This window comes from Blastococcus sp. SYSU DS0541, from assembly GCF_054050875.1.
This window is the reverse complement of the sequence record NZ_JBJHAD010000012.1, coordinates 14570-38823: the sequence shown is the minus strand read 5'-3', so window position 1 is coordinate 38823 and position 24254 is coordinate 14570. Positions and strand designations below refer to the sequence as shown.

At 73.5% G+C, this 24254-nt stretch carries 20 protein-coding genes and 1 tRNA gene; 13 read left to right on the top strand and 8 right to left on the bottom strand.

Features of this window, described 5'->3' with window-relative positions; all coding sequences use genetic code 11:
- The first annotated feature begins 144 nt into the window (after nucleotides 1-144).
- The 6 genes from ACI794_RS13875 to mnhG are packed head-to-tail and all read left to right on the top strand — an operon-like array spanning nucleotide 145 to nucleotide 6718.
- On the top strand, nucleotides 145-3030 hold the full coding sequence (locus ACI794_RS13875) for a Na+/H+ antiporter subunit A (RefSeq protein ID WP_456616648.1): 2886 nt from the start codon (nucleotides 145-147) through the stop codon (nucleotides 3028-3030).
- Nucleotides 3027-3557, top strand: coding sequence for a Na(+)/H(+) antiporter subunit C (locus ACI794_RS13870; RefSeq protein WP_456580185.1), 531 nt, complete (start codon nucleotides 3027-3029; stop codon nucleotides 3555-3557). Before ACI794_RS13875 ends, ACI794_RS13870 begins: the two co-directional genes overlap by 4 nt.
- Nucleotides 3554-5350 carry a Na+/H+ antiporter subunit D gene (locus tag ACI794_RS13865; RefSeq protein ID WP_456603779.1) on the top strand — a complete coding sequence of 599 codons (1797 nt, stop codon included), beginning with the start codon at nucleotides 3554-3556 and terminating at the stop codon, nucleotides 5348-5350. Before ACI794_RS13870 ends, ACI794_RS13865 begins: the two co-directional genes overlap by 4 nt.
- Nucleotides 5347-5949 (top strand): Na+/H+ antiporter subunit E, encoded by a 603-nt coding sequence (locus ACI794_RS13860; protein ID WP_456603780.1) that lies wholly within the window; start codon nucleotides 5347-5349, stop codon nucleotides 5947-5949. Before ACI794_RS13865 ends, ACI794_RS13860 begins: the two co-directional genes overlap by 4 nt.
- Nucleotides 5946-6272 (top strand): monovalent cation/H+ antiporter complex subunit F, encoded by a 327-nt coding sequence (locus ACI794_RS13855; protein WP_456603781.1) that lies wholly within the window; start codon nucleotides 5946-5948, stop codon nucleotides 6270-6272. The genes ACI794_RS13860 and ACI794_RS13855 overlap by 4 nt, the downstream gene beginning before the upstream one ends.
- Nucleotides 6269-6718: a monovalent cation/H(+) antiporter subunit G gene (gene mnhG, locus ACI794_RS13850; RefSeq protein WP_456603782.1), complete on the top strand. Its 450-nt coding sequence runs from the start codon at nucleotides 6269-6271 to the stop codon at nucleotides 6716-6718. The genes ACI794_RS13855 and mnhG overlap by 4 nt, the downstream gene beginning before the upstream one ends.
- 24 nt (nucleotides 6719-6742) lie before the next feature.
- On the opposite strand, the gene leuA is transcribed toward mnhG, so the two are convergent.
- Nucleotides 6743-8476: a 2-isopropylmalate synthase gene (gene leuA, locus ACI794_RS13845; protein ID WP_456616647.1), complete on the bottom strand. Its 1734-nt coding sequence runs from the start codon at nucleotides 8474-8476 to the stop codon at nucleotides 6743-6745.
- A gap of 779 nt (nucleotides 8477-9255) precedes the next feature.
- Between leuA and fdhA the strand changes: the two genes are divergently transcribed.
- Nucleotides 9256-10470, top strand: a complete 1215-nt coding sequence (gene fdhA / locus ACI794_RS13840; protein WP_456603784.1) for a formaldehyde dehydrogenase, glutathione-independent — start codon at nucleotides 9256-9258, stop codon at nucleotides 10468-10470.
- 56 nt (nucleotides 10471-10526) lie between these two features.
- On the opposite strand, the gene ACI794_RS13835 is transcribed toward fdhA, so the two are convergent.
- Nucleotides 10527-12122, bottom strand: a complete 1596-nt coding sequence (locus ACI794_RS13835; RefSeq protein WP_456616646.1) for a phospholipase D-like domain-containing protein — start codon at nucleotides 12120-12122, stop codon at nucleotides 10527-10529.
- Between the two features lie 74 nt (nucleotides 12123-12196).
- On the opposite strand from ACI794_RS13835, the gene ACI794_RS13830 reads away from it, so the two are divergent.
- Both ACI794_RS13830 and ACI794_RS13825 read left to right on the top strand, forming a co-directional pair.
- Nucleotides 12197-13465 carry an aspartate kinase gene (locus ACI794_RS13830; protein ID WP_456580193.1) on the top strand — a complete coding sequence of 423 codons (1269 nt, stop codon included), beginning with the start codon at nucleotides 12197-12199 and terminating at the stop codon, nucleotides 13463-13465.
- Complete coding sequence (locus tag ACI794_RS13825; RefSeq protein WP_456616645.1) at nucleotides 13462-14511, top strand: aspartate-semialdehyde dehydrogenase; 1050 nt, start codon at nucleotides 13462-13464, stop codon at nucleotides 14509-14511. The genes ACI794_RS13830 and ACI794_RS13825 overlap by 4 nt, the downstream gene beginning before the upstream one ends.
- Before the next feature lie 65 nt (nucleotides 14512-14576).
- On the opposite strand, the gene ACI794_RS13820 is transcribed toward ACI794_RS13825, so the two are convergent.
- The 3 genes from ACI794_RS13820 to ACI794_RS13810 all read right to left on the bottom strand — a co-directional run bounded on the left by ACI794_RS13820 (nucleotide 14577) and on the right by ACI794_RS13810 (nucleotide 17486).
- Nucleotides 14577-16373: a prolyl oligopeptidase family serine peptidase gene (locus ACI794_RS13820; protein WP_456616644.1), complete on the bottom strand. Its 1797-nt coding sequence runs from the start codon at nucleotides 16371-16373 to the stop codon at nucleotides 14577-14579.
- A gap of 67 nt (nucleotides 16374-16440) precedes the next feature.
- Nucleotides 16441-16514, bottom strand: a tRNA-Pro gene (locus ACI794_RS13815).
- Nucleotides 16515-16574: 60 nt separating this feature from the next.
- The gene (locus ACI794_RS13810) at nucleotides 16575-17486 is read right to left on the bottom strand and encodes a metallophosphoesterase (RefSeq protein WP_456603788.1); all 912 of its coding nucleotides are present in this window, start codon (nucleotides 17484-17486) and stop codon (nucleotides 16575-16577) included.
- Nucleotides 17487-17537: 51 nt separating this feature from the next.
- Between ACI794_RS13810 and ACI794_RS13805 the strand changes: the two genes are divergently transcribed.
- Entirely contained in the window at nucleotides 17538-17990 is a 453-nt protein-coding gene (locus ACI794_RS13805) for a GatB/YqeY domain-containing protein (protein ID WP_456603789.1), read from the top strand.
- Between the two features lie 63 nt (nucleotides 17991-18053).
- Here the strand turns inward: ACI794_RS13805 and ACI794_RS13800 are convergent, their stop codons facing one another.
- From ACI794_RS13800 to ACI794_RS13790, 3 genes are read right to left on the bottom strand one after another with little or no spacing between them, the layout of a single operon-like run.
- Nucleotides 18054-20360, bottom strand: a complete 2307-nt coding sequence (locus ACI794_RS13800) for a transglycosylase domain-containing protein (RefSeq protein WP_456616643.1) — start codon at nucleotides 20358-20360, stop codon at nucleotides 18054-18056.
- Between the two features lie 40 nt (nucleotides 20361-20400).
- Nucleotides 20401-21627, bottom strand: a complete 1227-nt coding sequence (locus ACI794_RS13795; RefSeq protein WP_456580199.1) for an ArsA family ATPase — start codon at nucleotides 21625-21627, stop codon at nucleotides 20401-20403.
- A complete protein-coding gene (locus tag ACI794_RS13790; RefSeq protein WP_456603791.1) occupies nucleotides 21627-22619 on the bottom strand; it encodes an ArsA-related P-loop ATPase in 993 nt (330 codons plus the stop codon). Before ACI794_RS13790 ends, ACI794_RS13795 begins: the two co-directional genes overlap by 1 nt.
- 109 nt (nucleotides 22620-22728) lie before the next feature.
- On the opposite strand from ACI794_RS13790, the gene ACI794_RS13785 reads away from it, so the two are divergent.
- The 3 genes from ACI794_RS13785 to ACI794_RS13775 are packed head-to-tail and all read left to right on the top strand — an operon-like array spanning nucleotide 22729 to nucleotide 24163.
- Nucleotides 22729-22899, top strand: coding sequence for a hypothetical protein (locus ACI794_RS13785; protein WP_091929285.1), 171 nt, complete (start codon nucleotides 22729-22731; stop codon nucleotides 22897-22899).
- Complete coding sequence (locus ACI794_RS13780; protein WP_456603792.1) at nucleotides 22896-23375, top strand: RidA family protein; 480 nt, start codon at nucleotides 22896-22898, stop codon at nucleotides 23373-23375. The genes ACI794_RS13785 and ACI794_RS13780 overlap by 4 nt, the downstream gene beginning before the upstream one ends.
- Nucleotides 23372-24163 (top strand): NUDIX hydrolase, encoded by a 792-nt coding sequence (locus ACI794_RS13775; protein WP_456603793.1) that lies wholly within the window; start codon nucleotides 23372-23374, stop codon nucleotides 24161-24163. Before ACI794_RS13780 ends, ACI794_RS13775 begins: the two co-directional genes overlap by 4 nt.
- Nucleotides 24164-24254: the final 91 nt, after the last annotated feature.

Genomic DNA, 24254 nt, shown 5'->3' with positions numbered 1-24254 from the left:
GCGTCGGGCGCGGTGGCCTTCGCCTGCGCGAGCGGGCTGGTCACGTCGGGCGGACGTCGGGGTCCGGCCGTAATCTGAGGCCACCGCCGGCCGTCCCCGGACGTCTGTGGTCGTCCCCGAGCCCACCGAGACTCCCGGAGACCCGTGCTCGCTGTCCTGCTGCTGCACCTGCTGGCCGCGCTGGTGGCACCGCTGCTCGTGCGCTGGTGGGGCCGGAACGCCTTCCTGGCGCTGGCGCTGGTGCCGGCGGTGGGCTTCGCGTGGGTGCTGACCCGGCTGGCCACGGTGACCGGCGGCGGCGAGGTCACCGAGACCGTCCCCTGGGTGCCGGCCCTCGGCCTCGAGGTGGCCCTCCGGCTGGACGCCCTGTCGCTCACCTTCGCTCTGCTGGTCACCGGGGTCGGCGCGCTGGTGATGGTCTACTGCGCGCGCTACTTCGAGCCCGGCGACGAGGGGACGCCGCGGTTCGCCGGCAACCTCACCGCGTTCGCCGGCTCCATGCTGGGCCTGGTCCTGGCCGACGACCTGCTGATGCTGTACGTCTTCTGGGAGCTCACGACCGTCTTCTCGTTCCTGCTCATCGGCGGCTCGGGGGCGAAGCTGGCGGCCCGGCGGGCGGCCAGCCAGGCGCTCATCCTGACCACCGCGGGCGGGCTGGCCATGCTCGTCGGGCTGATCATGCTCGGCGAGACCAGCGGCAGCTACCTGCTGTCGGAGGTGGTCGCCGACCCGGGCAGCGGTCCGCTCCTGGTGGCCGGGACGATGCTGGTCGTCGTCGGCGCGGTCACCAAGTCCGCGATGATCCCGTTCCACTTCTGGCTGCCCGCCGCCATGGAGGCGCCCACCCCGGTCAGCGCCTACCTGCACGCCGCCGCCATGGTGAAGGCCGGCATCTACCTGGTGGCGCGGCTGGCCCCCGGGTTCGCCGACGTGCCCGGCTGGCGGCCGGTCGTGCTCGGTCTGGGCCTGGCCACGATGCTGGTCGGCGGCTACCGCGCGCTGCGCCAGAACGACCTCAAGCTGCTGCTGGCCTTCGGCACGGTCAGCCAGCTGGGCTTCCTCATGGTGCTCGTCGGCGGGGGGAGCCGGGAGCTGGCCGCCGCCGGGCTGGCCATGACGCTGGCGCACGGGCTGTTCAAGTCCACGCTCTTCCTCACCGTCGGGGTCGTCGACCACGCCACCGGGACCCGCGACCTGCGCCGGCTGTCCGGGCTGGGCCGGCGGCTGCCCGTGGTGGCGGCGATCGGGACGCTCGCCGCGCTCAGCATGGCCGGTGTCCCCCCGCTGCTCGGGTTCGTCGGCAAGGAGGCGGCGTTCACCGCGCTGTGGGACGGCGGGCTGCCCGACCGGACGGCGGCCGTCGTCGTCCTCGTCGGGCTGGTGCTCGGCTCGGTGCTCACCGCCGCCTACACGTTGCGCTTCCTGTGGGGCGCCTTCGCCCGCAAGCCGGGCCTGGAACCGGAGGAGCCCGCCGAGCTGCTCCACCCGCCGCACGCGCTGTTCCTCGCCGCCCCCGCGGCGCTGGCGCTGACCGGGCTGCTCGCCGGACCGTTCAGCCCGGTGCTCGAGCCGCTGGTCGCCGGGTACGCCGACGGGCTGCCGCTCGTGACCGAGGAGGCCGAGAAGCTGGCGCTGTGGCACGGCTGGCAGCCGGCCCTGGCGCTGTCGGCGCTCACCCTGCTCGGCGGCGCGGCCCTGTTCGCCGCGCGCTCGGCGGTGTTCCGCTTCCAGCAGCGGCGGGCCGTCGGCGCCTCGGCCGACGAGGGCTACTGGAACACCATGCAGGCTCTCGACCGGCTCGCGGTGCTGGTCACCGGCACCACCCAGCGCGGCTCGCTGCCGGCCTACCTGGGCACCATCCTCGTCGTCGTCCTGGCCCTGCCCGGGTCGATCCTGCTGTTCCGGGCGCCGTGGCCGGGGGAGTGGCGGGCGTGGGACACCCCGATCCAGGCACTGGTCGGGGCGGTGGTGCTGCTCGCCGCCGTCATGGCGCTGCGGATCCGCCAGCGGCTGTCGGCGGTGCTGGTCGTCGGCGTCACCGGTTACGGCCTCGCCGTCCTCTTCGCCCTGCAGGGCGCCCCCGACCTCGCGCTCACCCAGTTCCTCGTCGAGACCCTCACCCTGGTCGTCTTCGTGCTCGTCCTGCGCAAGCTGCCCAAGGACATCTCCGAGCGGCACCGGCCCGGCGAGCGGGCGGTCCGCGGGGTGATCGCCGCGGGCGTGGGGCTGTTCATGGGGGCGGTCGGCGCGGTGACACTCAGCGCCCGCGAGGCGACGCCGGTGTCGGTCGACTTCCCCGAGGCGGCGTACGAGATCGGCGGTGGCAGCAACGTCGTCAACGTGACGCTGGTCGACCTCCGGGCGTGGGACACGCTCGGGGAGATCTCCCTGCTGGTCGTCGCGGCCACGGGCGTGGCCAGCCTGGTCTTCCTCCGGCGGCGCACCGGCGTGGTGGAGCGGCTGGACCCGGTGCGGGCGGCCCGCGCCGCCCGCCGGTCGCGCCGGGCGCCCCGGCGGCAGTGGCTCTCGGCGACGGCGGCGCTCTCGCCCGAGCGGCGCTCGGTGGTGCTCGAGGTGATCACCCGCATCCTGTTCCACACCATCGTCGTGTTCTCCGTCTACCTGCTGTTCAGCGGGCACAACCAGCCGGGCGGAGGCTTCGCCGGCGGGCTCGTCGCGGGGCTGGCGCTCGTGCTCCGCTACCTGGCCGGCGGCCGCTACGAGCTCGGCGAGGCGGCGCCGGTCGACCCGGGTCTGCTGCTGGGCGCGGGGCTGCTGTTCGCCGGCGGGACCGGCGCCATGGGGCTGGTGCTCGGCGCCGAGGTGCTGGAGACGGCGATCCTCGAGACGACGCTGCCGGTGCTGGGCGACGTCAAGCTCGTCACCTCGCTCTTCTTCGACGCAGGGGTCTACCTCATCGTGATCGGCCTGGTCCTCGACGTGCTCCGCAGCCTCGGGGCGGAGCTCGACCGCCAGGCCGACGAGAATGACCCGATCGAGGTCGGCGCGGACGAGGTGGTGCTCCGATGACCCCGACCGTCGTCCTGCCGGTCATCGTCGCGGGCCTCTACGCCGCCGGCGTGTACCTGCTCATGGACCGCAGCCTCACCCGCGTCCTGCTCGGCTTCCTGCTGCTGGGCAACGCGACCAACCTGCTGCTGCTCTCCGCCGGGGGGCCGACGGGGCTTGCGCCCATCGTGGGCTTCGCCGAGCCCGAGGAGATGAGCGACCCGCTGCCGCAGGCGCTCGTCCTCACGGCGATCGTCATCACCTTCGGCATCGCGTCGTTCCTGCTGGCCCTGATCTACCGCTCCTGGCGGCTCGTCCGCCAGGAGGTCGTCGGGATCGACGAGGAGGACCGGCGGGTGGCTGCCCGCTCGGGCACCGATGCCGACGAGATCGACCCCGACGACCTCGCCCCCGAGGACCGGCCGGCCGGGCACGCCGACAGCCTGCACGGCGAGGGGGACGACGTCGAGGAGCTGCTGCGGCGGCACTACGCCGGCGTCCCGTCCGACGACGTCGACCTGCCGCCCACCCGGCGGAGGCGCTCGTGACCGGCATCCTCAGCCCGCTCCCGGTGCTGCTGCCGCTGCTGGGCGCGGCGGCCGCCCTGCTGGTCGGTGGCCGGCACCCGCGGGTGCAGCGCACGCTGAGCATCCTGGTGCTGACCACGGTCCTCGGTGTGTCGGTGGCGCTGCTCTTCCTCGCCGACGCCCAGGGGGCGGTGGCGGTGTCGCTGGGCGGCTGGGAGGTGCCGCTGGGCATCGTCCTGGTCGTCGACCGGCTGTCGGCGCTGATGCTCGTGGTCGCCTTCACCGTGGGCCTGGGCGTGCTCGTCTTCGCGGTCGGCCAGGGTGCGGCCGACGGCGACGAGGAGGCGCCGGTGTCGATCTTCCACCCGACGTTCCTGGTGCTCATGGCGGGCGTGGCCAACGCCTTCCTCGCCGGCGACCTGTTCAACCTCTACGTCGGCTTCGAGATCCTGCTGACCGCCAGCTACGTGCTGCTGACCCTCGGCGGCTCGGCACCCCGGATCCGCGCGGGCGTCACCTACATCATCGTCAGCCTGCTCAGCTCGCTGCTGTTCCTCGCCGCGATCGCCCTGGTCTACGCCTCGACCGGCACGGTCAACATGGCCCAGCTGGCCGGGCGGCTGGGGGAGCTGCCCGAGGGCACGCAGCTGCTCATCCACGCGCTGCTGCTGATCGCCTTCTCGATCAAGGCGGCGGTCTTCCCGCTGTCGGCCTGGCTGCCCGACAGCTACCCGACCGCACCCGCTCCGGTCACCGCGGTGTTCGCCGGGCTGCTGACCAAGGTGGGCGTGTACGCGATCATCCGCACGCAGACGCTGCTCTTCCCCGGTGGCGGGCTGGACACGGTGCTCATGTGGGCAGCCCTGGCCACCATGCTGATCGGCATCCTCGGCGCCGTGGCGCAGGCCGACATCCGGCGGATCCTGTCGTTCACCCTGGTCAGCCACATCGGGTACATGGTGTTCGGCATCGCGCTCGCCTCCCGGGCGGGGCTGGCCGGCGCCGTCTTCTACGTCGTCCACCACATCGCCATCCAGACCACGCTCTTCCTCGTCGCGGGTCTGGTCGAACGGCAGGGCGGGGCGACGGCGGTCGACCGGCTGGGCGGCCTGGCCAAGGCCTCGCCGCTGCTCGCCGTCCTCTTCTTCGTCCCCGCCATGAACCTGGCCGGCATCCCCCCGTTCTCCGGGTTCATCGGGAAGCTGGGGCTGCTCGAGGCTGGCGTGGCCGACGGCGGGTGGCTGCCCCTGGTCCTCGTGGCCGGTGGCGCGGTCACCAGCCTGCTCACCCTGCTCGCGGTCTCGCGGGTGTGGACCCGGGCGTTCTGGCGGCCACCGGCCGATGCGCCGGCCGGGGACACCGACGCGGCAGCGGCGGCGGACGCGGGGCCCGAGCTCCACCCCGAGCCGCTGCCCCAGCCGCCCACGCCCGAGCCCGGTGAGCCGCAGGCCGACGGCCCCGGGCCCACGGACGACAGGGAGCCGGTACCGGTGGATGCCACGGCCCCGGGTGCCGCGAACGCCGCCGGTCCCGGCCGTTCGGCGGCGCGGCGGGCGGCCTGGGAGCGGCACACGGCGGTGGCGACGGCGACGACGCCGGCCACGGACGGCTTCGGCGAGGACCCGGAGCAGGTCCGGCCGGACCGGCCGCTGCCGCGGGTCATGCTCGCCGCCACCGCCGCGATGGTCACCGTGACCGTGTCGCTCACCGTCCTGGCCGGGCCCCTGTACGCGGTGGCCGACCGCGCGGCGGGCGACCTGCTCGACCGCCGTCCGTACGTGACGGCGGTCGTCGACGCGGAGAACGCCCCGTGAGCGGGGTGCCGCGCGAGAGCGCAGGCAGCGGCATGGCCCACCAGTTGCGCCACCAGCTGCCCCTGCTGGTCTGGCTGGTGCTGGTGTGGAACCTGCTCTGGGGCACGTGGTCGTGGGCCAACCTGCTGTCCGGTGCGGTGGTCGCGCTGGCCGTGACGCTGCTGCTGCCGCTGCCGCCGGTGGTCGGCGGCGTCACCGTGCGCCCGGTCCGGCTGCTGGCGTTCGTCGGCACCTTCCTGGCGGACCTGGTCACCTCCGGGGCCCAGGTGGCGTGGCAGACGGTGCGCCCGAGCGGCATCAGCCGCAGCGCGATCATCATGGTCCAGCTGCGCACGGACTCCGACCTGCTGCTGACGATCATCACCGAGGCCCTGACGCTGGTGCCCGGGTCGATGGTCATCGACATGGACCGGGAGCAGCGGCGGCTGGCGGTGCACGTCCTGCACGTGACCGACGCGCGCGACGTGGAGCGCCAGCGGGAGTCGGTGCTGACCATGGAGGAGCGCGTGGTCCGGGCGTTCGGCTCGCCCGACGAGGTGGCGGCCGTCAGCGCCGGCGCCCCGACCGACTCCGTCGGCGAGGGGCGGAGGACACCGTGACCGTCGTCTACTGGGCGGCCTACCTCCTGCTGGGCACCGGGGCGCTGCTCGCGCTGGTGCGGCTGGCGCTGGGCCCCTCGTTGCTCGACCGGGTGGTCGCGACCGACACGCTGCTGGTGATCATCGCGGCCGGGCTGGCCGTCCACGCGACGCTGGAGCGGGATCCCACGGTGGTGCCCGTGCTCGTCGTGGTGTCGCTGCTGGCGTTCGTCGGCTCGGTGTCGGTGGCCCGCTACATCGGCGGCATGCTCATCCACTCGAACCTGGGCACGCAGGGGATCGACGTCGACGACCGGCCGGCCGACGGGGAGGTGTCGCGGTGAACGACGTCGAGACCGTGGGCGACGGGATCGCCGTCGCGCTGGTGCTGCTGGGTTCGGTGCTGTGCCTCACCGCGGGGCTGGGGCTGCTCCGCTTCCCCGACGTGCTCGCCCGGATGCACGCGGGCACGAAGCCGCAGGTGCTCGGGGTCCTGCTGATCATGGTGGGGGGAGCGATCCGACTGCAGGGCTGGTCGGCGACGTGGATGCTGCTGCTGGTCGCGGTCTTCCAGATGCTCACCGCACCCGTGAGCGCGCACATGATCAGCCGGGTCGCCTACCGGCGCCGGCACGTGCGCCGCGACCTGCTGCTGGTCGACGAGCTGCACACCGAACGCCGGCCCGACCGGGTCTACCGCGGGGACGAGCCGGCCGACGCCCCGCCGGAGGACCCGGGGCGGGCGCTGGCGGAGAGCCGCCGCGAGGAGCGGGAGGACGGGGCGCGCTGAGCGGCGCGCCCCGTCCCGGCCGGATCAGCGCTCAGCGCGGTTGACCGCGGAGACGATGGCGCGCAGGGAGGCGGTGAGGATGTTCGGGTCGATGCCCACGCCCCACAGCACCCGGTCGCCGACGGCGCACTCGACGTAGGCCGCCGCGCGGGCGTCGCCGCCGGCGGACATGGCGTGCTCGGCGTAGTCCAGCACGCGGACGTCGACGTCGACGGTCTTCAGCGCGTCCACGAACGCGGCGATCGGGCCGTTGCCGCGGCCCTCCACCGTCACCGGTACGCCCGAGTCGACGAGCTCCACGACCACCTCGTCGAGCTGGTCGGCGTGCGCGGTGTGCCGGTGGCCGCTGAGCGAGAAGCGCCCCCACGGGGCGTCGGCGTCGGGCAGGTACTCGTTGGAGAACGCCGTCCACATCTGCTCGGCGGTCACCTCGCCGCCCTCGTCCTCGGTGTGCCGCTGGACGACGGCGCTGAACTCGATCTGCAGCCGGCGCGGCAGGTCCAGGTGGTTCTCGGTCTTCATGATGTAGGCGACGCCGCCCTTGCCGGACTGGCTGTTCACCCGGATCACGGCCTCGTAGCTGCGACCGACGTCCTTGGGGTCGATCGGCAGGTACGGCACGGCCCACGTCTGCTGCTCGACCGGGACCCCGGCCGCGGTCGCGTCGGCCTGCAGCGCCTTGAAGCCCTTGTTGATGGCGTCCTGGTGGGAGCCGGAGAAGGCGGTGTAGACGAGGTCGCCGCCGTAGGGGTGCCGCTCGTGGACGCCGAGCTGGTTGCAGTACTCGACGGTGCGGCGGATCTCGTCGATGTCGGAGAAGTCGATCTGCGGGTCGATGCCCTGGCTGAACAGGTTCAGGCCCAGGGTGACCAGGTCGACGTTGCCGGTGCGCTCGCCGTTGCCGAACAGGCAGCCCTCGATGCGGTCGGCGCCGGCCCGGTAGCCGAGCTCGGCCGCGGCGACGGCGGTGCCGCGGTCGTTGTGCGGGTGCAGGCTCAGGATCACCGAGTCGCGCCGGCCCAGGTGGCGGTGCATCCACTCGACCTGGTCGGCGTAGACCGTCGGCTCGGCCATCTCGACCGTGGCCGGCAGGTTGAGGATCGTCGGCCGGTCGGGGGTGGGCTCCCAGACGTCGGTGACGGCGTCGCAGATCTCGACGGCGAAGTCGAGCTCGGTGCCGGTGAACGACTCGGGGGAGTACTCGAACCGGATGTCGGTGTCGCCCATCTGCTCGGCGAGCTTGCGCACGACCTGCGCGCCGTGGACGGCGATGTCGACGATGCCGGCGCGGTCGGAGCCGAAGACGACCCGCCGCTGCAGCGTGGAGGTGGAGTTGTAGAGGTGGACGATCGCCTGGTTCGCCCCGCGCAGGGACTCGAAGGTGCGCTCGATCAGCTCGTCACGGGCCTGGGTGAGCACCTGGATCGTCACGTCGTCCGGGACCAGGTCGTCCTCGATCAGCTGGCGGACGAAGTCGTAGTCGGTCTGGCTCGCCGCCGGGAAGCCGACCTCGATCTCCTTGTAGCCCATGCGGACGAGCAGTTCGAACATCCGCCGCTTGCGGTCGGGCGTCATCGGGTCGATCAGCGCCTGGTTGCCGTCGCGCAGGTCGACGGCGCACCAGCGCGGGGCCTGCGTCGTCACGACGTCGGGCCAGGTGCGGTCGGGCAGCGCCACCGGGGCGAAGGGCACGTAGCGGTGGATCGGCATGCCGGACGGCTGCTGGGGGTGCCGGGCGTGCGGGTGGGTCTCGCTCATGGGGGGAGGGCTCCTGGTACGGGCTGCCGTGCGCGGAGTGCGCACGGCTCCGGGGACGGTCAGCGGACGCCGGGGACGCCGGAACCCCGCGGCGAGGAAGCCGACCTAGGAGAGGGCCTCGCCGCGGCGGGTAAGCAGGAGGCTGCCGCGCACGGCGCCACGGTAGCAGCGGATCGGCCCTGATCGCAGCGCACGGGCGGTCCACGGCGGGGATCGGCAGCACGCGCTCGTCGCGCCGGGGGCCGCGTGCGTTGCGCGCCAGGTCACCAGGGGCCAGAGTGTGACGTGCGACACATGTGCGGGATGAGCGTCCAGAGGGGGGCGTCATGTCGGGCTCGATCGACCGGCGTCGTGCCGCGGACCTGGTCGGGACGGCACTGCTGGTGGTGCCCCGTCCGGGGCCCGGCGTGGCGGCTCGGACCGTCGGCGGCGGAGAGCCCGACCACGTAGGCCCCGGGTGAACGCGCTGGTCACCCGTCCGTCCGGGACCACGTCCGAGGCGCACATCGACCCCTCGGTGACCGTCGTCCTCACCGGGGCCCGCCGCCTCCCCTGCACCGACGTGGGCACTCCCGGGTGGCCCGGCTCGTCGGCGCGCCGGTGCGGGGTCACCGGTTGCCGCGACCGACCGTCAGCAGGCCGACCGCACGACGTGGACCGGCCCGACCGGAGGAGGTGAGTCGGCGACCGCACCCGGCAGTGCGGTCAGGAGCGTCGCAGCACGGCGCGGATCGGGCCCGGCCCGCCGCGCATCCAGGCTCATGGAGGGAAACGGACACATGGCAGGCAACAGAGGCGTCGCCTACACCGGCCCCGGCAAGGTCGAGGTGCAGGACATCCCCTATCCGAAGCTGGAACTGCAGGACGGCCCGGGGGTGAATCCCGCGAACGTCGGCCGCAAGACCGAGCACGGGGTCATCCTCAAGGTCGTCACCAGCAACATCTGCGGCAGTGACCAGCACATGGTGCGGGGCCGCACCACCGCTCCCGAGAACCTCGTGCTGGGGCACGAGATCACCGGCGAGGTGATCGAGCGGGGCCGCGACGTCGAGTTCATCGAGGTCGGCGACCTCGTCTCGGTGCCGTTCAACATCGCCTGCGGCCGGTGCCGCAACTGCAAGGAGGGCAAGACCGGGATCTGCCTCAACGTCAACCCCGCCCGCCCCGGCGCCGCCTACGGCTACGTGGACATGGGCGGCTGGGTCGGCGGTCAGGCCGAGTACGTGATGGTCCCCTACGCGGACTGGAACCTGCTGAAGTTCCCCGACCGGGACCAGGCGATGGAGAAGATCCGCGACCTCACGATGCTCTCGGACATCTTCCCGACCGGGTTCCACGGCTGCGTCACGGCCGGGGTGAAGCCCGGCTCCACGGTGTACATCGCCGGTGCGGGGCCGGTCGGCCTGGCCGCCGCCGTCGGCGCGCAGCTGCTCGGGGCGGCCGTCGTCGTCGTCGCCGACCTGGTGGAGGCACGGCTCGCGCAGGCGCGCAGCTTCGGCTGCGAGACGGTGGACATCTCCAAGGGCGATCCCAAGGACCAGATCGAGCAGATCCTCGGCGTCCCCGAGGTGGACTGCGCGGTCGACGCCGTGGGCTTCGAGGCCCGCGGGCACGGTGAGGGCGCGGCGACCGAGGCGCCGGCCACGGTCCTCAACTCCCTCATGGAGCTGACGGCCGCCGGTGGGGCCATCGGCATCCCGGGCCTCTACGTCACCGGAGACCCCGGCGGCATCGACGAGGCGGCCAAGGTCGGTTCCCTGTCGCTGAGCCTCGGCACCGGCTGGGCCAAGTCCCTGTCCTTCACCACCGGCCAGTGCCCCGTCATGCGGTACAACCGCCAGCTGATGATGGCGATCCTGCACGACAAGGTGCAGATCGCGAAGGCTGTGAACGCCACGGTCATCCCCCTCGACCAGGCGCCGCAGGGGTACGCCGACTTCGACAGCGGCGCGGCGAAGAAGTACGTGCTGGATCCGCACGGCATGGTGGCCTGACGAGAGCCTGACCGCTGGCGGGGCGGCGCGCCTCCGGCCGTCGCCCCGTCAGCCGGTCAGAACTGCTTGCGCAGCCGCAGGCGCAGCGGTCGGCCGTCGGGGTCCACCAGCATCCGGTAGACCGGCGTGGCCCAGAGCCTGGTCAGCCGGCCGAGCTTCTCCGGCCGGTGCGGCCGCAGCCGTCCGGCCGGCCGGGCTCCCCGTCGTCCGCCGTCGTGCCACTCCTGGAGTGCACCGGCCCGCTGCTCGAGCGTCGCGACGAAGCGTTCCGGGTCGATCAGCAGCTCGTCCTCGCTGCCGTCCGCCGCCAGGTCGAGGTGCTCGCGGGCCAACTCCAGCCGCAGGTCCCGGGCGAAGGTGCGTGCGCCGTCGCCCGTCCCGGCCGGGTCCAACGGCTCGCGGGGATCGCGGGTGATGTCGAGGACCGCGGTGGAGAGCTCGCTGTCGTGGGTCCACGAACGGCGGTTGAAGTTGTCGCTGCCGATGCTGGCCCACACGTCGTCCACCACGCAGACCTTGGAGTGCACGTAGACCGGCGTCCCGGCGTGGTTCTCGACGTCGAAGGCGTGGACCCGGTCCACCCCGCCCGCCCGGATGCACAGGTCGATCGCCTGCCGGCGGCCGACGTACTGCGGCGTCGCGTTGAACGCGCCCTCCTGGTCGGGGATCCGGGGGACGACGACGACCAGGTGCAGCCCGGGGTTGTCGGTCAGGGCGTCGGCGAACAGCTGCGCGACCTCCGAGGACCAGAGGTACTGGTCCTCCAGGTAGATCAGCCGCCGGGCCTCCTTGACCGCTTTGGTGTACCCCCGGGCGATGGAACGCTCGCCCTCGGGGGCGAAGTCGTAGCGCGGGCGGATCTTCGGGTAGGTGCGCAGGGTCTGCACGAGGTGCGGACCGCACGGCGGCGGCGGCGGCAGTTCGGGGGGCAGCGGGGAGTGGTCCAGCCGGGCGTGGCGGAACCGGTCGACGACGTACGCGATCGGGTTCCCCTGCACGGGGCTGGTCGGGTCGTCCCAGCGCTCGCGGAACGCGGTGTCCAGGACGGCCACCGCCGGCCCCCGGATCTCGGCCTGCACGTCGTGCCACGGCGGGGTGGGCCCGTACCCGGAGGCCATGTCGACCGCCTGCGGGTCGCCCTCGTGCACGGCGTCGTCGCGGCGGCTGTGGCACAGGTCGATCCCGCCGGCGAAGGCGACGTCGAGCGAGGGGTCGGCGGGGCAGCGGATGACCACGATCTTCTGGTGGTGGCTGCCGACCCGGCGCACGCGCTGGTCGAGCACGACCTTCCCGCCGTCCTCCTCGATCTCCCGGTCCAGCGACCGGTTCTGCTCCTTGCTGTAGGAGAGGGCGTCGGTGTGCGAGCGCCACACCAGACCGCGCACGTCGACGCCGCGGCGCGAGGCCGCGCTGAACAGCTCGTCCACGGTCGGCCCCTCCGGGCGGAGTCGCTGGTCGGGGTCGCCGCGCCAGTCGGTGAACCACAGGCGGTCGCCCTCGCCCAGCTGCTCGACCACCTCGACGAGCCGCTGAAAGTACGCCGAACCGTGGACGAGCGGACGGACCAGGTTGCCGTCGGTCCAGGCGGGGAGGGGGGTGCCCGGGTTGCCGCGCTCCTCCGCGGTGAGCAGCCAGCGACTCGGATCGTCCACGCGATGATCACAACGGTCGGGCCCGCCGGATGCAAGCGCTCGTGCCGTGGACGACCTCGGTAGCCTCATGTCCCGTGGCCCTCGTCGTCCAGAAGTACGGCGGCTCGTCCGTCGCCTCCGCAGAGCACATGAAGCGCGTCGCGGAGCGGATCGTCGCGGCCAAGAACAACGGCGACGACGTGGTCGTCGTGGTCTCCGCCATGGGCGACACCACCGACGAGCTGCTGGACCTGGCGAGCCAGATCACCGACGACCCGCCCGGTCGCGAGCTGGACATGCTGCTCACCGCCGGCGAGCGGATCTCGATGGCGCTGCTCGCGATCGCGATCTCCGAGCACGGCTACGAGGCCCGCTCCTTCACCGGGTCGCAGGCCGGCGTCATCACCACGTCCAGCCACGGCAAGGCGCGGATCATCGACGTCACCCCGGGCCGCCTCAAGTCGGCGCTCGACGAGGGGTCGGTCGTCATCGTCGCCGGGTTCCAGGGCGTCAGCCAGGACACCAAGGACATCACCACGCTGGGGCGCGGCGGCTCGGACACCACCGCCGTCGCCGTCGCGGCGGCGTTGAACGCCGACGTCTGCGAGATCTACACCGACGTCGACGGTGTCTTCACGGCCGATCCGCGGATCGTCCCGAACGCCCGGCGGCTCGACACCATCACCTACGAGGAGATGCTGGAGCTCGCCGCCTCGGGGGCCAAGGTGCTCATGCTCCGCTGCGTCGAGTACGCCCGCCGCTACGGCATCCCCGTGCACGTCCGCAGCTCCTACTCCCAGCTCCCCGGCACGACCGTGACCGGCTCGATGGAGGACCTCACCGTGGAACAGGCGATCATCTCCGGCGTCGCGCACGACCGCTCCGAGGGCAAGATCACCGTGTTCGGGGTGCCCGACCGGCCGGGCGAGGCGGCGCAGATCTTCCGCGTCCTCGCCGACGCCGAGGTCAACATCGACATGATCGTGCAGAACGTGTCGGCCGAGGCCTCCAAGCTCGCCGACATCTCCTTCACGCTGCCCAAGAGCGACGGCCCCGCCGCGCTGGCCGCCCTCGAGAAGGTCAAGCACACCGTCGGCTACACCGACGTCAGCTTCGACCAGCACATCGGGAAGGTGAGCCTGGTGGGTGCGGGCATGCGCTCCCACCCGGGCGTCTCGGCGAAGTTCTTCGGCGCGCTGGCCGACGCGGGTGTCAACCTGGAGCTGATCAGCACCTCGGAGATCCGCATCTCCGTGGTGTGCCGCGACACCGACGTCGACATCGCCGTCCGCGCGGTGCACGACGCCTTCGACCTGGGCACCGACGAGGCCCAGGCCGTGGTCTACGGAGGGACCGGACGATGAGCACGAACGGTGGGCTGCGCGTCGGCATCGTCGGCGCGACCGGGCAGGTCGGGCGGGTGGTGCGCGACCTCCTCGCGGAGCGCGCCTTCCCCCTCGACGAGCTGCGCTTCTTCGCCTCCGCCCGCTCGGCCGGCAGCACCCTGCCCTGGGCCGGCGGCGAGATCACCGTCGAGGACGCCGCCACCGCCGACCCGGCGGGGCTGGACATCGCGATCTTCTCCGCGGGGGCCACCACCTCGCGGGCGCAGGCGCCGCGGTTCGCCGAGGCGGGCGTGACCGTGATCGACAACAGCTCGGCGTTCCGGCGCGACCCCGACGTCCCGCTGGTCGTCAGCGAGGTCAACCCGCAGGCGCTGGGCGAGATCCGCAAGGGCATCATCGCCAACCCGAACTGCACCACCATGGCCGCGATGCCGGTGCTCAAGCCGCTGCACGACGAGGCGCAGCTGACCCGGATCGTCGCCAGCACCTACCAGGCGGTCTCGGGCAGCGGGGTGGCCGGCGTCGAGGAGCTGCACGGCCAGGCGAAGGCCGTGGTGGAGAAGGCCGACGCGCTCGCCCACGACGGGTCGGCCGTGGCCTTCCCCGACCCGGTGAAGTACGTCGCCCCGATCGCGTTCAACGTCCTCCCGATGGCGGGCTCCGTCGTCGACGACGGCTCCTTCGAGACCGACGAGGAGCAGAAGCTCCGCAACGAGAGCCGCAAGATCCTCGGCATCCCCGACCTCCGGGTCGCGGGCACCTGCGTGCGCGTGCCGGTGTTCACCGGGCACTCGCTGTCGCTGAACGTCGAGTTCGCCCGGCCCCTCTCGGTCGAGCGGGCCACCGAGCTGCTGCGGGCGGCGCCCGGGGTCGAGCTCTCCGACGTGCCGAACCCGCTGCAGGCCGCCGGTCGCGACCCCAGCTACGTGGGCCGCATCCGGCAGGACCAGAGCGTGGACGACGGCCGCGGGCTCGTGCTCTTCGTGAGCAACGACAACCTGCGCAAGGGCGCGGCCCTCAACACCGTCCAGATCGCCGAGTTGATCGCCGCCTCCCGTCGTTGATCATCGTCATCCGGCTGCCCGCCACGCCGGTGGGCGCAGCCGGATGACGATGATCACCGCGGGATCTACGGCTTCACGTGTCGTAGCGCGAAGGAGAGCGCCACCTCGACCTGGCGGATCGTCTCCTCGATCACCAGCGAGCCGTGACCGGCGTCGAAGCGGTAGACCTCGTGCGGCTTGCCCAGCCGCTCCAGCTCGCCCAGGTAGTTGTCGATCTGCCGGATCGGGCAGCGCGGGTCGTTGGCGCCGGCGACGACCAGCACCGGCGCGGCGACGGCGTCGACGTAGGTGATGGGGGAGGAGCGCACGTAGACGTCGCGCACCTCCTCCGGGGAGCCGCCGAACAGCGCCCGGTCGTAGGCCCGCAGGCCCTCCATCTCGTCCTCGTAGGCGGCCAGGTAGTCGGCCACCGGGACCTCGGCGATCCCGGCCGCCCAGCGCTCGGGCTGCGTGCCCAGGCCCAGCAGGGTGAGGAACCCGCCCCACGAGCCGCCGCTGAGGAGCGCCCGCTGCGGGTCGACCACGCCCTCGGCCACCAGCGCGTCGTAGACCGCGCCGACGTCCTCGAGCTCGGTGAGCCCTGGGCGCCCGGTCAGCGCGTCGCGCCAGGCCGAGCCGTAGCCCGTCGAGCCCCGGTAGTTGACGTGCACGACCGCGTAGCCGGCGTCCACGTAGGCCGCCCGTCGGGCGCGGTAGGAGTCGTCGTCGGCCGCCTCCGGGCCGCCGTGCACCAGGAACGCCGTCGCGTGCGGCCCGTCGCCCGCCGGGCGCACCAGCAGCGCGTGCACGTCGCCGCCCGGGCCGGGGACCCACCGGTCCTCGACCGGGTAGGCCGCGGGCGGCTCCTGGTCGGAGACCGAGAGCACCACGGGACCGTCGGCGCGGCGGATGACCGGCGGGCGCTCGGAGTTCGACCAGGCCAGCTCCACGGTGCCGTCGGGGCGGGCGGTGGCGCCGCGGACGACGCCCGGCGGGGTGTCCAGCTTCTCCAGCGCACCGGTGGCGAGGTCGTAGCGGTAGAGCTCGCTGCGGGCCGCGTGGTCGTGGCCCACCAGCAGCGCCGAGCCGTCGGGGTACCAGCCGGCGGTCACGTCGCCGGGCAGGTCGAGCACGATCTCGGTCTCGGAGTCGGCGGCGACGTCCCAGACCAGCAGCTCCTCGCGGCCCCGGCGCTCGTGCCCGACCAGCAGCCGGCGGTCACCGGGCAGCGGCGCGAACTCCAGGGCGTGCAGCCCGCGGCCCTCGCCGTCCCACTTCTCGGCCACGACGGCGTCGTCGGAGGTCCGCAGCACGCGCAGCGCCGGGTAGCGCGGGTCGCCGTGCTCGGAGTGCGAGACGACCAGCAGCTCGTCGTCGCGGGTCAGCGCGTCGACCGAGGCCGGGTCGGGGTGCCGGTAGACCACGCGGGGCGTCCCGCCGGTGGGCGCCACCCACAGCTCGCTGCCCTCGTCGGTGCTGCGGCCGATCGCGACCAGCTCCCGGCCCAGCTCCAGCCCTGCCGGGTAGGCCGGACCGACCTCGGGGACGGCGACGGTGTCCTCGCCGCCCTCGAAGGGCTGGGTCGTCCAGACGCCGAACTCGTCGCCGTCGGTGTCGGCGAACCACCAGATGGTCGACCCGTCGCGGTCCAGCGTCGCGATCAGCGTGCCGTTGGGCCGGTCGGTGACCTGGCGGTGGGTGCCGGTCTCGCGGTCCCAGGCGTACTGCTCGACGACGCCGCTGACGTCGGAGCTGTACAGGTTCCGGTGGGGCGCGTCCTCGGCCCAGTCGGGCAGCGACACCCGGGGTGCGCGGAAGCGGGCCTGCCAGCGGGCGGTGACCTCGGGGGGTAGGGCGGCGGATGCGGTCTGCTCAGCGGTCACGCGTCCATCCTCGCAGCGACCCGGGAACGACTCAGGGGCCGCCTCGCGGCGGCCCCTGAGCTGAGGGTCGGGGTGACAGGATTTGAACCTGCGGCCTCGTCGTCCCGAACGACGCGCGCTACCAAGCTGCGCCACACCCCGAGGTGCGTCGACGAGTCTAGCGCTAGGCGCGGTGCGGCTCGGCGGCGGGGGACCGGCGGTTCAGGAGGGCCGCGCCGTGAGCGTCAGCAGCGTCGCCTCGGGCGGGCAGGCGAAGCGCACGGGTGCATAGGGGCTGGTGCCCAACCCCGCCGACACGTGCAGCCAGGTGCCGGCCGGGTGCTCCGGCGTCGGCTCCGCCCAGCGGTGCAGCCAGCGCACGCGGTCGCGGTCGATGCCGCAGTTGGTGACCAGCGCGCCGTAGAACGGCACCCGCAGCTGGCCGCCGTGGGTGTGGCCGCACAGCAGCAGGTCGTAGCCGTCGGCGGCGAACCGGTCGAGCACCCGCGGCTCGGGAGAGTGCGCCAGGCCGATCCGGACGTCGGCCGCAGGGTCAGCGGGGCCGGCGACCAGGTCGTAGCGGTCCCGCCGCAGGTGCGAGTCGTCGACGCCGGCGAAGACGATCCGCCGTCCGCCGACGGTGAGCTCGCCCGCGGCGTTGGTGAGGTCCAGCCAGCCGCGCCCGCGCATCCCGTCGCGCAGGTCCTGCCAGGGCAGCTCCTCGCCGTGCACGCGCTTGTGGTCGCGCTTGAAGTACTTCAACGGGTTCTTCGGCCGCGGGGCGAAGTAGTCGTTGCTGGCGAGGACGAAGGCCCCGGGCCGGTCCATGAGGGGGTCCATCGCGCTCAGGGTGGGCGCCACGGCGTCGAAGCCCGCGAGGTTGTCGCCGGTGTTGATCACCAGATCCGGCTCGAGCGCGGCCAGCCCCGCGACCCACTCCTGCTTGCTGCGCTGCCCGGCCGTCATGTGCAGGTCGGAGAGCTGCAGGATCGTCAGCGGGGCCGACCCGGGGGCGAGCACCGGGACGTCGAAGCGGCGCAGGGTCCAGCGGGTGCGCTCGTAGAGGCTCGCGTAGGCGGTCACGGCCGCGCCCGAGGCGACGGCGGCGGTGGGGAGGGCGGTGTACCAGCGCACCCGCCGAGCCTACGGGCGCACCCGGGGACGGCGTCGTGTCAGGCTGGAGCCGTGTCCGACCTCAAGGAACAGCTGCGCACCGACCTGACCACCGCCATGAAGGCCCGCGACGAGCTGCGCACCGCCACGCTCCGCATGGTGCTGGCCGCCGTCAGCGCCGAGGAGGTGTCGGGCAAGGAGTCGCGCGAGCTCAGCGACGACGAGGTGCAGGCCGTGCTCCGCCGCGAGGCGAAGAAGCGCCGCGAGGCCGCGGAGGCCTTCGGCTCCGCCGGGCGCACCGAGCAGGCCGCCCGCGAGCAGGCCGAGGGCGAGGTGCTGGCCGGCTACCTGCCCGCACAGCTCGAGGACGCCGACCTCGCCGCGATCGTCGCCGACGTCATCACCCGCACCGGCGCCTCCGGCATGAAGGACATGGGCAAGGTCATGGGCGCCGCCAACGGCGTCGTGGCCGGCCGCGCCGAGGGCTCCCGGGTCGCCGCGGAGGTCCGCCGCCAGCTCGGCTGACCGCCGCCCGGAGGACGCGCGAGGGGCCGGACCCGTGGGTCCGGCCCCTCGTCGTGGGCCAGGTCAGTCCGTGACGGTGACCTCGTCCGTGTCCGGTGCCGGGATCCCGGCCTCGGCCGCCGGCTGCTCCGTCGCGGCCTCGGCCGCCGGCTGCTCCGTCGCGGGCTCGGCCGGCTGCTCCGTCCCGGCCGGCTGCTCCGGCTGCGGCGGTGCCTCAGGCGCCGGCGGTGGGGTGGTGCTGCCGCCGGTGTTCCCGGACCGGTTGCCCGAACGGCTGGACGCGTTGTCGTCGGGCCGGAACGGGCTGCTGACCTCCGGCGGGGCGTCGACGCCGCGACCGGCGTACCGCGGGTCGGCCGGCGGGAACGGCACAGGCTCCTGGCTGGTCAGGATCGGCGCCATCGCCCGGCGCCAGATGCCGGCCGGCAGCCCACCGCCGTAGCTGCCGACGTCGTTGGTGTCCCGCGGGCGGAACAGCATGACGCTGGCGGCGAAGCGGGGCGTCGTCCCCACGAAGGCCACGGAATCCCGCTCGTTCACCGTTCCCGTCTTGCCTGCGATCTGGTGGCCGGGGATGTGCGCGCGGGCACCGGTCTGCAGCGGGTTCCCCGGCTGGACGTCCTTGATCATCATCTGGTTCAGCGTGTTCGCGAGGCCGGGCTCGATCACCTGCTCGCAGGCGTTCTCCCCGACCACGGGCTGCCCGTCCTCGCCGAGGAGCGGCTCGCCGTTCGGCGTGGTGATCGACAGCACCGGGGTCGGGGTGCACTTGACCCCGCCGGCGGCGATCGTCGCGTAGGCGTTGGCCAGGTCGAGCGGGCTCACGCCGTCGGTACCGAAGGCGAAGGAGGGCCGGTTCTCGTCGATGATCTGCTGCGCCGGGGTCTGGGTGACCGAGTAGTCGAAGGTCATGCCCAGGCGCTCGGCCATGCGGACGGCCGGCTCGATGCGGCCGAGCGCGTCCTCCAGCGCCAGGAAGTAGGTGTTGGAGGACATGTACAGCGCCTGGGTCATGGTCAGCGTGCGCGGGTAGCTGTTGCCCACGTTGCCGACCGAGTACGGCTCGATCCGCCGGGTCTCGGGGTTGTAGCTCTCGTAGACCGTGGAGCGGTAGGGCTCGTTCGTGGTGATGGTGTGGCTGGCCGGCAGCCCCTGCTCCAGCGCGGCGGCCGCGACGAAGGTCTTGAAGGTGGACCCCGAACCCTTCGTCGGGATGGTCGCGAAGTTGACCGACTCGCAGTCCGGGGCGTCGCAGCCGAAGCGGCGGTTGACGCTCATCGCGAGCACCTTGCCGGTGCCGGGCTCGATCACGTCGTAGACGGCGACGGTCCCCGCCCCCATGGCCACGGTGTCCAGCACGGCCTGGTCGCCGGCGATCTGCATGTCCGGGCGAAGCGTCGTGGTGATCGTCAGCCCGCCCTTCTCCAGCTGCGCCTTGGTCAGCCCCAGGTCCTGGATCAGGTGCTGCCGGGTGAAGTCGCAGAAGAAGCCGCCGATGGTCGCGTCGATGCAGCCGTTCGGCGGTGCCTGGCCCGGCGCCACCTGCACCGGCTGCGGGGTGATCTCCGCGAGCTCCTGCTCGGTGACGTGACCCAGGTCGTGCATGCGCTGCAGCACCTGGTTGCGCCGGATCTGGGCGTTCTCCGGGTTGTTGATCGGCTCGTCGTAGAACGGGCTCTGCACCAGCCCGGCGAGCATCGCCGCCTGGGGCAGGGTGAGGTCCGCGGCGTTCACGCTGAAGTAGCGCTGGGCGGCGGCCTGGATGCCGTAGGCGCCCTGCCCGAAGTAGACGATGTTCAGGTAGCGGGTGAGGATCTCGTCCTTGGAGTAGGTGTCCTCCAGGGCCAGGGCGAGCCGCGCCTCCCGCAGCTTGCGCCCGACTGTCTCGGCGTCGGCGGCCTCCCGGTCCTCCTCCGTCGTCGCCGTCTGCAGCAGGGTCTGCTTCACCAGCTGCTGGGTGAGGGTGGAGCCACCCTCCTGGACCGAACCGGCGGCGACGTTGCGCACCAGCGCGCGCATGGTGCCCTGCACGTCGAGGCCGTTGTGGTCGTAGAAGCGGGAGTCCTCGATGTCGACGAGGGCCTGCTTCATGACGTCGGCGATCTGGTCGGAGGTCACCGGGGTGCGGTTGTGCTCGTAGAAGTTCGTGATCAGCGAGCCGTCGGAGGCCAGCACCCGGGTGACGCCCGCAGGGGTCTTGTCGGTGAGCTCCACCGGCAGGGCGTCCAGCAGGGACACGGAGTTGCGTGCCGCCAGGCCGGTGCCTCCGATCCAGGGCAGCATGAGTCCGGCCAGCAGCGCACCGGCGACGACGATCGTCGCGGCGAGCTTGGCGAGCAGACGGGTCGTGGCGCGCGCGTTCTCCGACATCGCGGTCAGGGTACGTCGCCCGGACGGGTGAGAGCCGTGCTCAGGCGCGGCGCGCGGGGAGGACGCGCGTGCGGGGCGTGCCGGTCGGCGTGTCGTCGTCCGGCCCGGTCAGCGCCTCGGCCATCACCCGCAGCCCCTCGAGGTCGTGCACGTCGCCGGCGGCGGCCGGCACCGTCCGCAGCGCGACGTCGGGGTGGGCGCTGGTGAAGCGGTCGGCCAGGTGCTGCTCGCGGATGGCCTGCTGCATGCGCTCGGCGTGCACCCGCAGCGCGGCGGCGGCCAGCGCGGCGCCGTCGTCGCCGCTCTCGGCGACCTCCTCGGCGGCGCCCTCGGCCCGCGTCGCCGACAGTGCCGTGGTGGCCGGGGGGTGGGTGCGGTTGACGACGAGCCCGGCGAGCGGCATCCCCTCGGCGGAGAGGCGGTCGACGAAGTAGGAGGCCTCGCGCAGGGCGTCCGGCTCGGGGGCGGCGACGACGACGAACCACGTGCCGGGGCGGCGCAGCAGCTCGAACGTCGCGGTGGCGCGCTCCCGGAACCCGCCGAACATGGTGTCCAGCGCGGAGACGAACGCGGAGATGTCCCGCAGCAGCTGGCCGCCGAGGATCTTGCTGACGATCCGGCTGAACAGCAGGAAACCGGCGCTGGCGAACTTGAACCCGGCCCGGCTGGGCGCCATCAGCAGCCGGATCATCGTGCCGTCGAGGAAGCGGCCCATCCGGTTCGGGGCGTCGAGGAAGTCCAGCGCCGACCGCGACGGCGGGGTGTCCACGATGATCAGGTCCCACTGGTCGCTGGCCCGCAGCTGGCCCAGCTTCTCCATCGCCATGTACTCCTGCGTCCCGGCGAAGGAGGAGGAGAGCGCCTGGTAGAAGGGGTTGTCCAGGATCAGCTGGGCGCGCTCGGGCGTGGAGTGAGCGGTGACGATGTCGTCGAACGTCCGCTTCATGTCCAGCATCATCGCGTGCAGCTCGCCCGGCGCCCCGGGGACGTCGACCTGCCGCGGCTCGTTGTCCAGCTCGGTCAGCCCCAGGGACTGGGCCAGCCGGCGGGCCGGGTCGATCGTCAGGACGACGACGGTGCGCCCTGCCTCCGCGGCGGCGAGCGCGAGGGCCGCGGACGTCGTCGTCTTGCCCACGCCGCCGGCGCCGCAGCAGACGACGATGCGGGTCTGCCGGTCCTCGATCAGCGCGGCCAGGTCCATCGCCGGCGCCTCGCGGGGCGCACGGGACCCGGCGGCCGCCCGGGCCGCCGTCGTGTCCGCGGCCATCAGCGGGTCACCGCCGCGGCCAGGTGGTCCTCGAGCCGGCCGGCGAGCTCGAAGAGGCAGCCGAGGTCCATCGGGCCCGGCAGCAGCGGTATCTCGACGATCGGGCGGCCGAGCCCCTCGACCTGGGCGCGCAGCGCGTCCTGCGACGCCCAGCGGCGGGCGTGCTCCACCACCTGGGAGACCAGTGCCTCGGCCAGCTGCTCGGCGCCGGGCAGGTGCGCGGCGCCCAGCGCGGGGGCGAGCTCCGCTGCGGTCAGCTCGCCGGCGACCGCGCGGGACAGGGCCTCCGGCGGCAGCACCGGCTCCGCGGCCATGTTGACCACCACCGAGCCCAGGGGCAGCCCGGCGGCCTGCAGCTCGGTGATGGCGTCCGCGGTCTCCTGCACGGGCATGTCCTCCAGGAGCGTCACCACGTGCACCGCCGTCTCGGGGGAGCGCAGCACCGCCATGACGCCGTCGCTCTGGGTCTTGATCGGGCCGGACCGTGCCAGCTGCGACATCTCCCCGGTGACCCCGAGGAAGCGCGTGATCCGCCCGGTGGGCGGCGCGTCGACGACGACGAAGTCGTAGACGTGCCGGCCGTCCTTCCGGCGGGTGACCGCCTCCTTGATCTTCCCGGTGATCAGGACGTCGCGGAGCCCCGGGGCGATGGCGGTGGCGAAGTCGATGGCGCCCATCTTCCGCAGCGCCCGGCCCGCCCGCCGCAGGTTGTAGAACATGTCGAGGTAGTCCAGCAGCGCCTCCTCGACGTCGATGGCCAGCGCCTTCACCTCGCCCCCGCCGCGGGCGACGGCCACCCGCCGCTCCTCGTAGGGCAGCGGCGGGGTGTCGAACAGCTGGGCGATGCCCTGCCGGCCCTCGGTCTCCACGAGGAGCACCGAGCGCCCGTCGGCGGCCAGTGCCAGGGCCAGCGCTGCGGCGACGGTGGTCTTGCCCGTCCCGCCCTTGCCGGTGACCACGTGCAGGCGCGCGGGTGTCAGTTCGGGGGGCACCGCCCCAGCCTAGGAGAAGGACCCCGTGCCCCCCACTCCTCGCAGGTTCGGAGCGGGGCCCTGCACGGGGCCGCCCGGTCAGGTCACCGGCTGCGCTAGCGTCGGGGTCATGAGCGAAACTGCCCGCCAGAAGTGGGAGTACGCGACCATCCCGCTGCTGATCCACAACACCAAGGCGATCCTCGACTCCTGGGGCGTCGACGGGTGGGAGCTGGTGACCGTGCTCCCCGGCCCTGGTGGCGCCGAGCAGCTGGTCGCCTACCTCAAGCGGCCGGTGTGACCGCGCCCGGTGCGCCGGCGCAGGGCTGGCACGCCCGGCTCGCCGAGCTGGGCATCCGGCTGCCGGCGGTGGCGGCGCCCGTCGCCGCCTACGTGCCGGCCGTGCGGGCCGGGTCGCTGGTGTTCACCTCGGGCCAGCTGCCGTTCGTCGACGGCGGGCTGCGTCGCACCGGCAAGGTCGGCGGGTCGGTCGACGTCGAGGCCGCCGCGGCCGACGCCAAGGTGTGCGCGCTGAACGCGCTGGCGGCCGTCGACGACCTGGTGGGGCTGGACTCCGTGGCCCGGATCGTGCGCGTGGTGGGCTACGTCGCGAGCGTCGAAGGCTTCACCGGGCAGCCGCGGGTCGTCAACGGCGCCAGCGAGCTGCTGGGCCGCATCTTCGGCGAGGCCGGGCAGCACGCCCGCAGCGCCGTCGGCGTGGCCGAGCTGCCGCTGGGCGCGCCCGTGGAGGTCGAGCTCACCGTCGAGCTGAGGTGAGCGCCGAGCCGAAGCAGGCGGCGACCGTCCTGCTGCTGCGCGACGGCGAGCCGGGGCTGGAGGTGTACCTCCTGCGGCGCACCAAGGGCATGCCCTTCGCCGGCGGGATGACCGCCTACCCCGGCGGGGGCGTCGACCCCCGCGACGGCGACACGGAGATCGGCTGGGCCGGCCCCACCCCGGCGCAGTGGGCCACCGCCTTCGGCTGCGACGAGCGCACGGCGCGCGAGCTGGTCTGCGCCGCGGTGCGCGAGACCTTCGAGGAGGCCGGGGTCCTGCTGGCGGGGCTGCCGGACGGTGGCGTCGTGCCGGACGTCTCCGGCGACGACTGGGAGCGGCAGCGCCAGGGGCTGCTCAGCCGCGAGCTGTCGCTCTCCGAGCTGCTCGCCGACCGGGGGCTGGTGCTGCGGTCGGACCTGCTGCGCCCCTTCGCGCACTGGATCACCCCGCCCGTCGAGCCCCGCCGCTACGACACCAAGTTCTTCGCCGCCGCCCTGCCGGTCGGCCAGGAGGCGCGGGACGTCTCCGGGGAGGCCGACGAGGCCGCCTGGCTGAGCCCGGCCGCCGCGCTGGCCGAGCTGCACGGCGGCACCCGCCCGATGCTGCCGCCGACGTCCCACACGCTGGGCCAGCTCGCAGGGTTCCCGGACGTGGCCGCCGCGCTGGCCGGCTCCCCGCCGGAGCCGATGCACCCGATCAGCCCGCGGTTCGAGGAGACCCCCGACGGCCGCTGGGCGGTGCTGCCCGACGGCACCCGCATCCGGCTGGCCGTGCCGCTTCCCTCGTGACGCTCCGCGTCGCACCGCGGCCAGGTGCCGTCACCCCTGCCTGCAGCACTGAACGCGAGAGGCCCAGAACCGTCGCGGTTCTGGGCCTCTG

What these genes read in the sequence shown, in the direction of transcription:
- ACI794_RS13785 (WP_091929285.1), top strand. Translation starts at nt 22,729, where the DNA reads ATGAGCGAAACTGCCCGCCAGAAGTGGGAGTACGCGACCATCCCGCTG.
- ACI794_RS13795 (WP_456580199.1), bottom strand. Translation starts at nt 21,627, where the DNA reads ATGGCCGCGGACACGACGGCGGCCCGGGCGGCCGCCGGGTCCCGTGCG.
- ACI794_RS13825 (WP_456616645.1), top strand. Translation starts at nt 13,462, where the DNA reads ATGAGCACGAACGGTGGGCTGCGCGTCGGCATCGTCGGCGCGACCGGG.
- fdhA (WP_456603784.1), top strand. Translation starts at nt 9,256, where the DNA reads ATGGCAGGCAACAGAGGCGTCGCCTACACCGGCCCCGGCAAGGTCGAG.
- ACI794_RS13870 (WP_456580185.1), top strand. Translation starts at nt 3,027, where the DNA reads ATGACCCCGACCGTCGTCCTGCCGGTCATCGTCGCGGGCCTCTACGCC.
- leuA (WP_456616647.1), bottom strand. Translation starts at nt 8,476, where the DNA reads ATGAGCGAGACCCACCCGCACGCCCGGCACCCCCAGCAGCCGTCCGGC.
- ACI794_RS13800 (WP_456616643.1), bottom strand. Translation starts at nt 20,360, where the DNA reads ATGTCGGAGAACGCGCGCGCCACGACCCGTCTGCTCGCCAAGCTCGCC.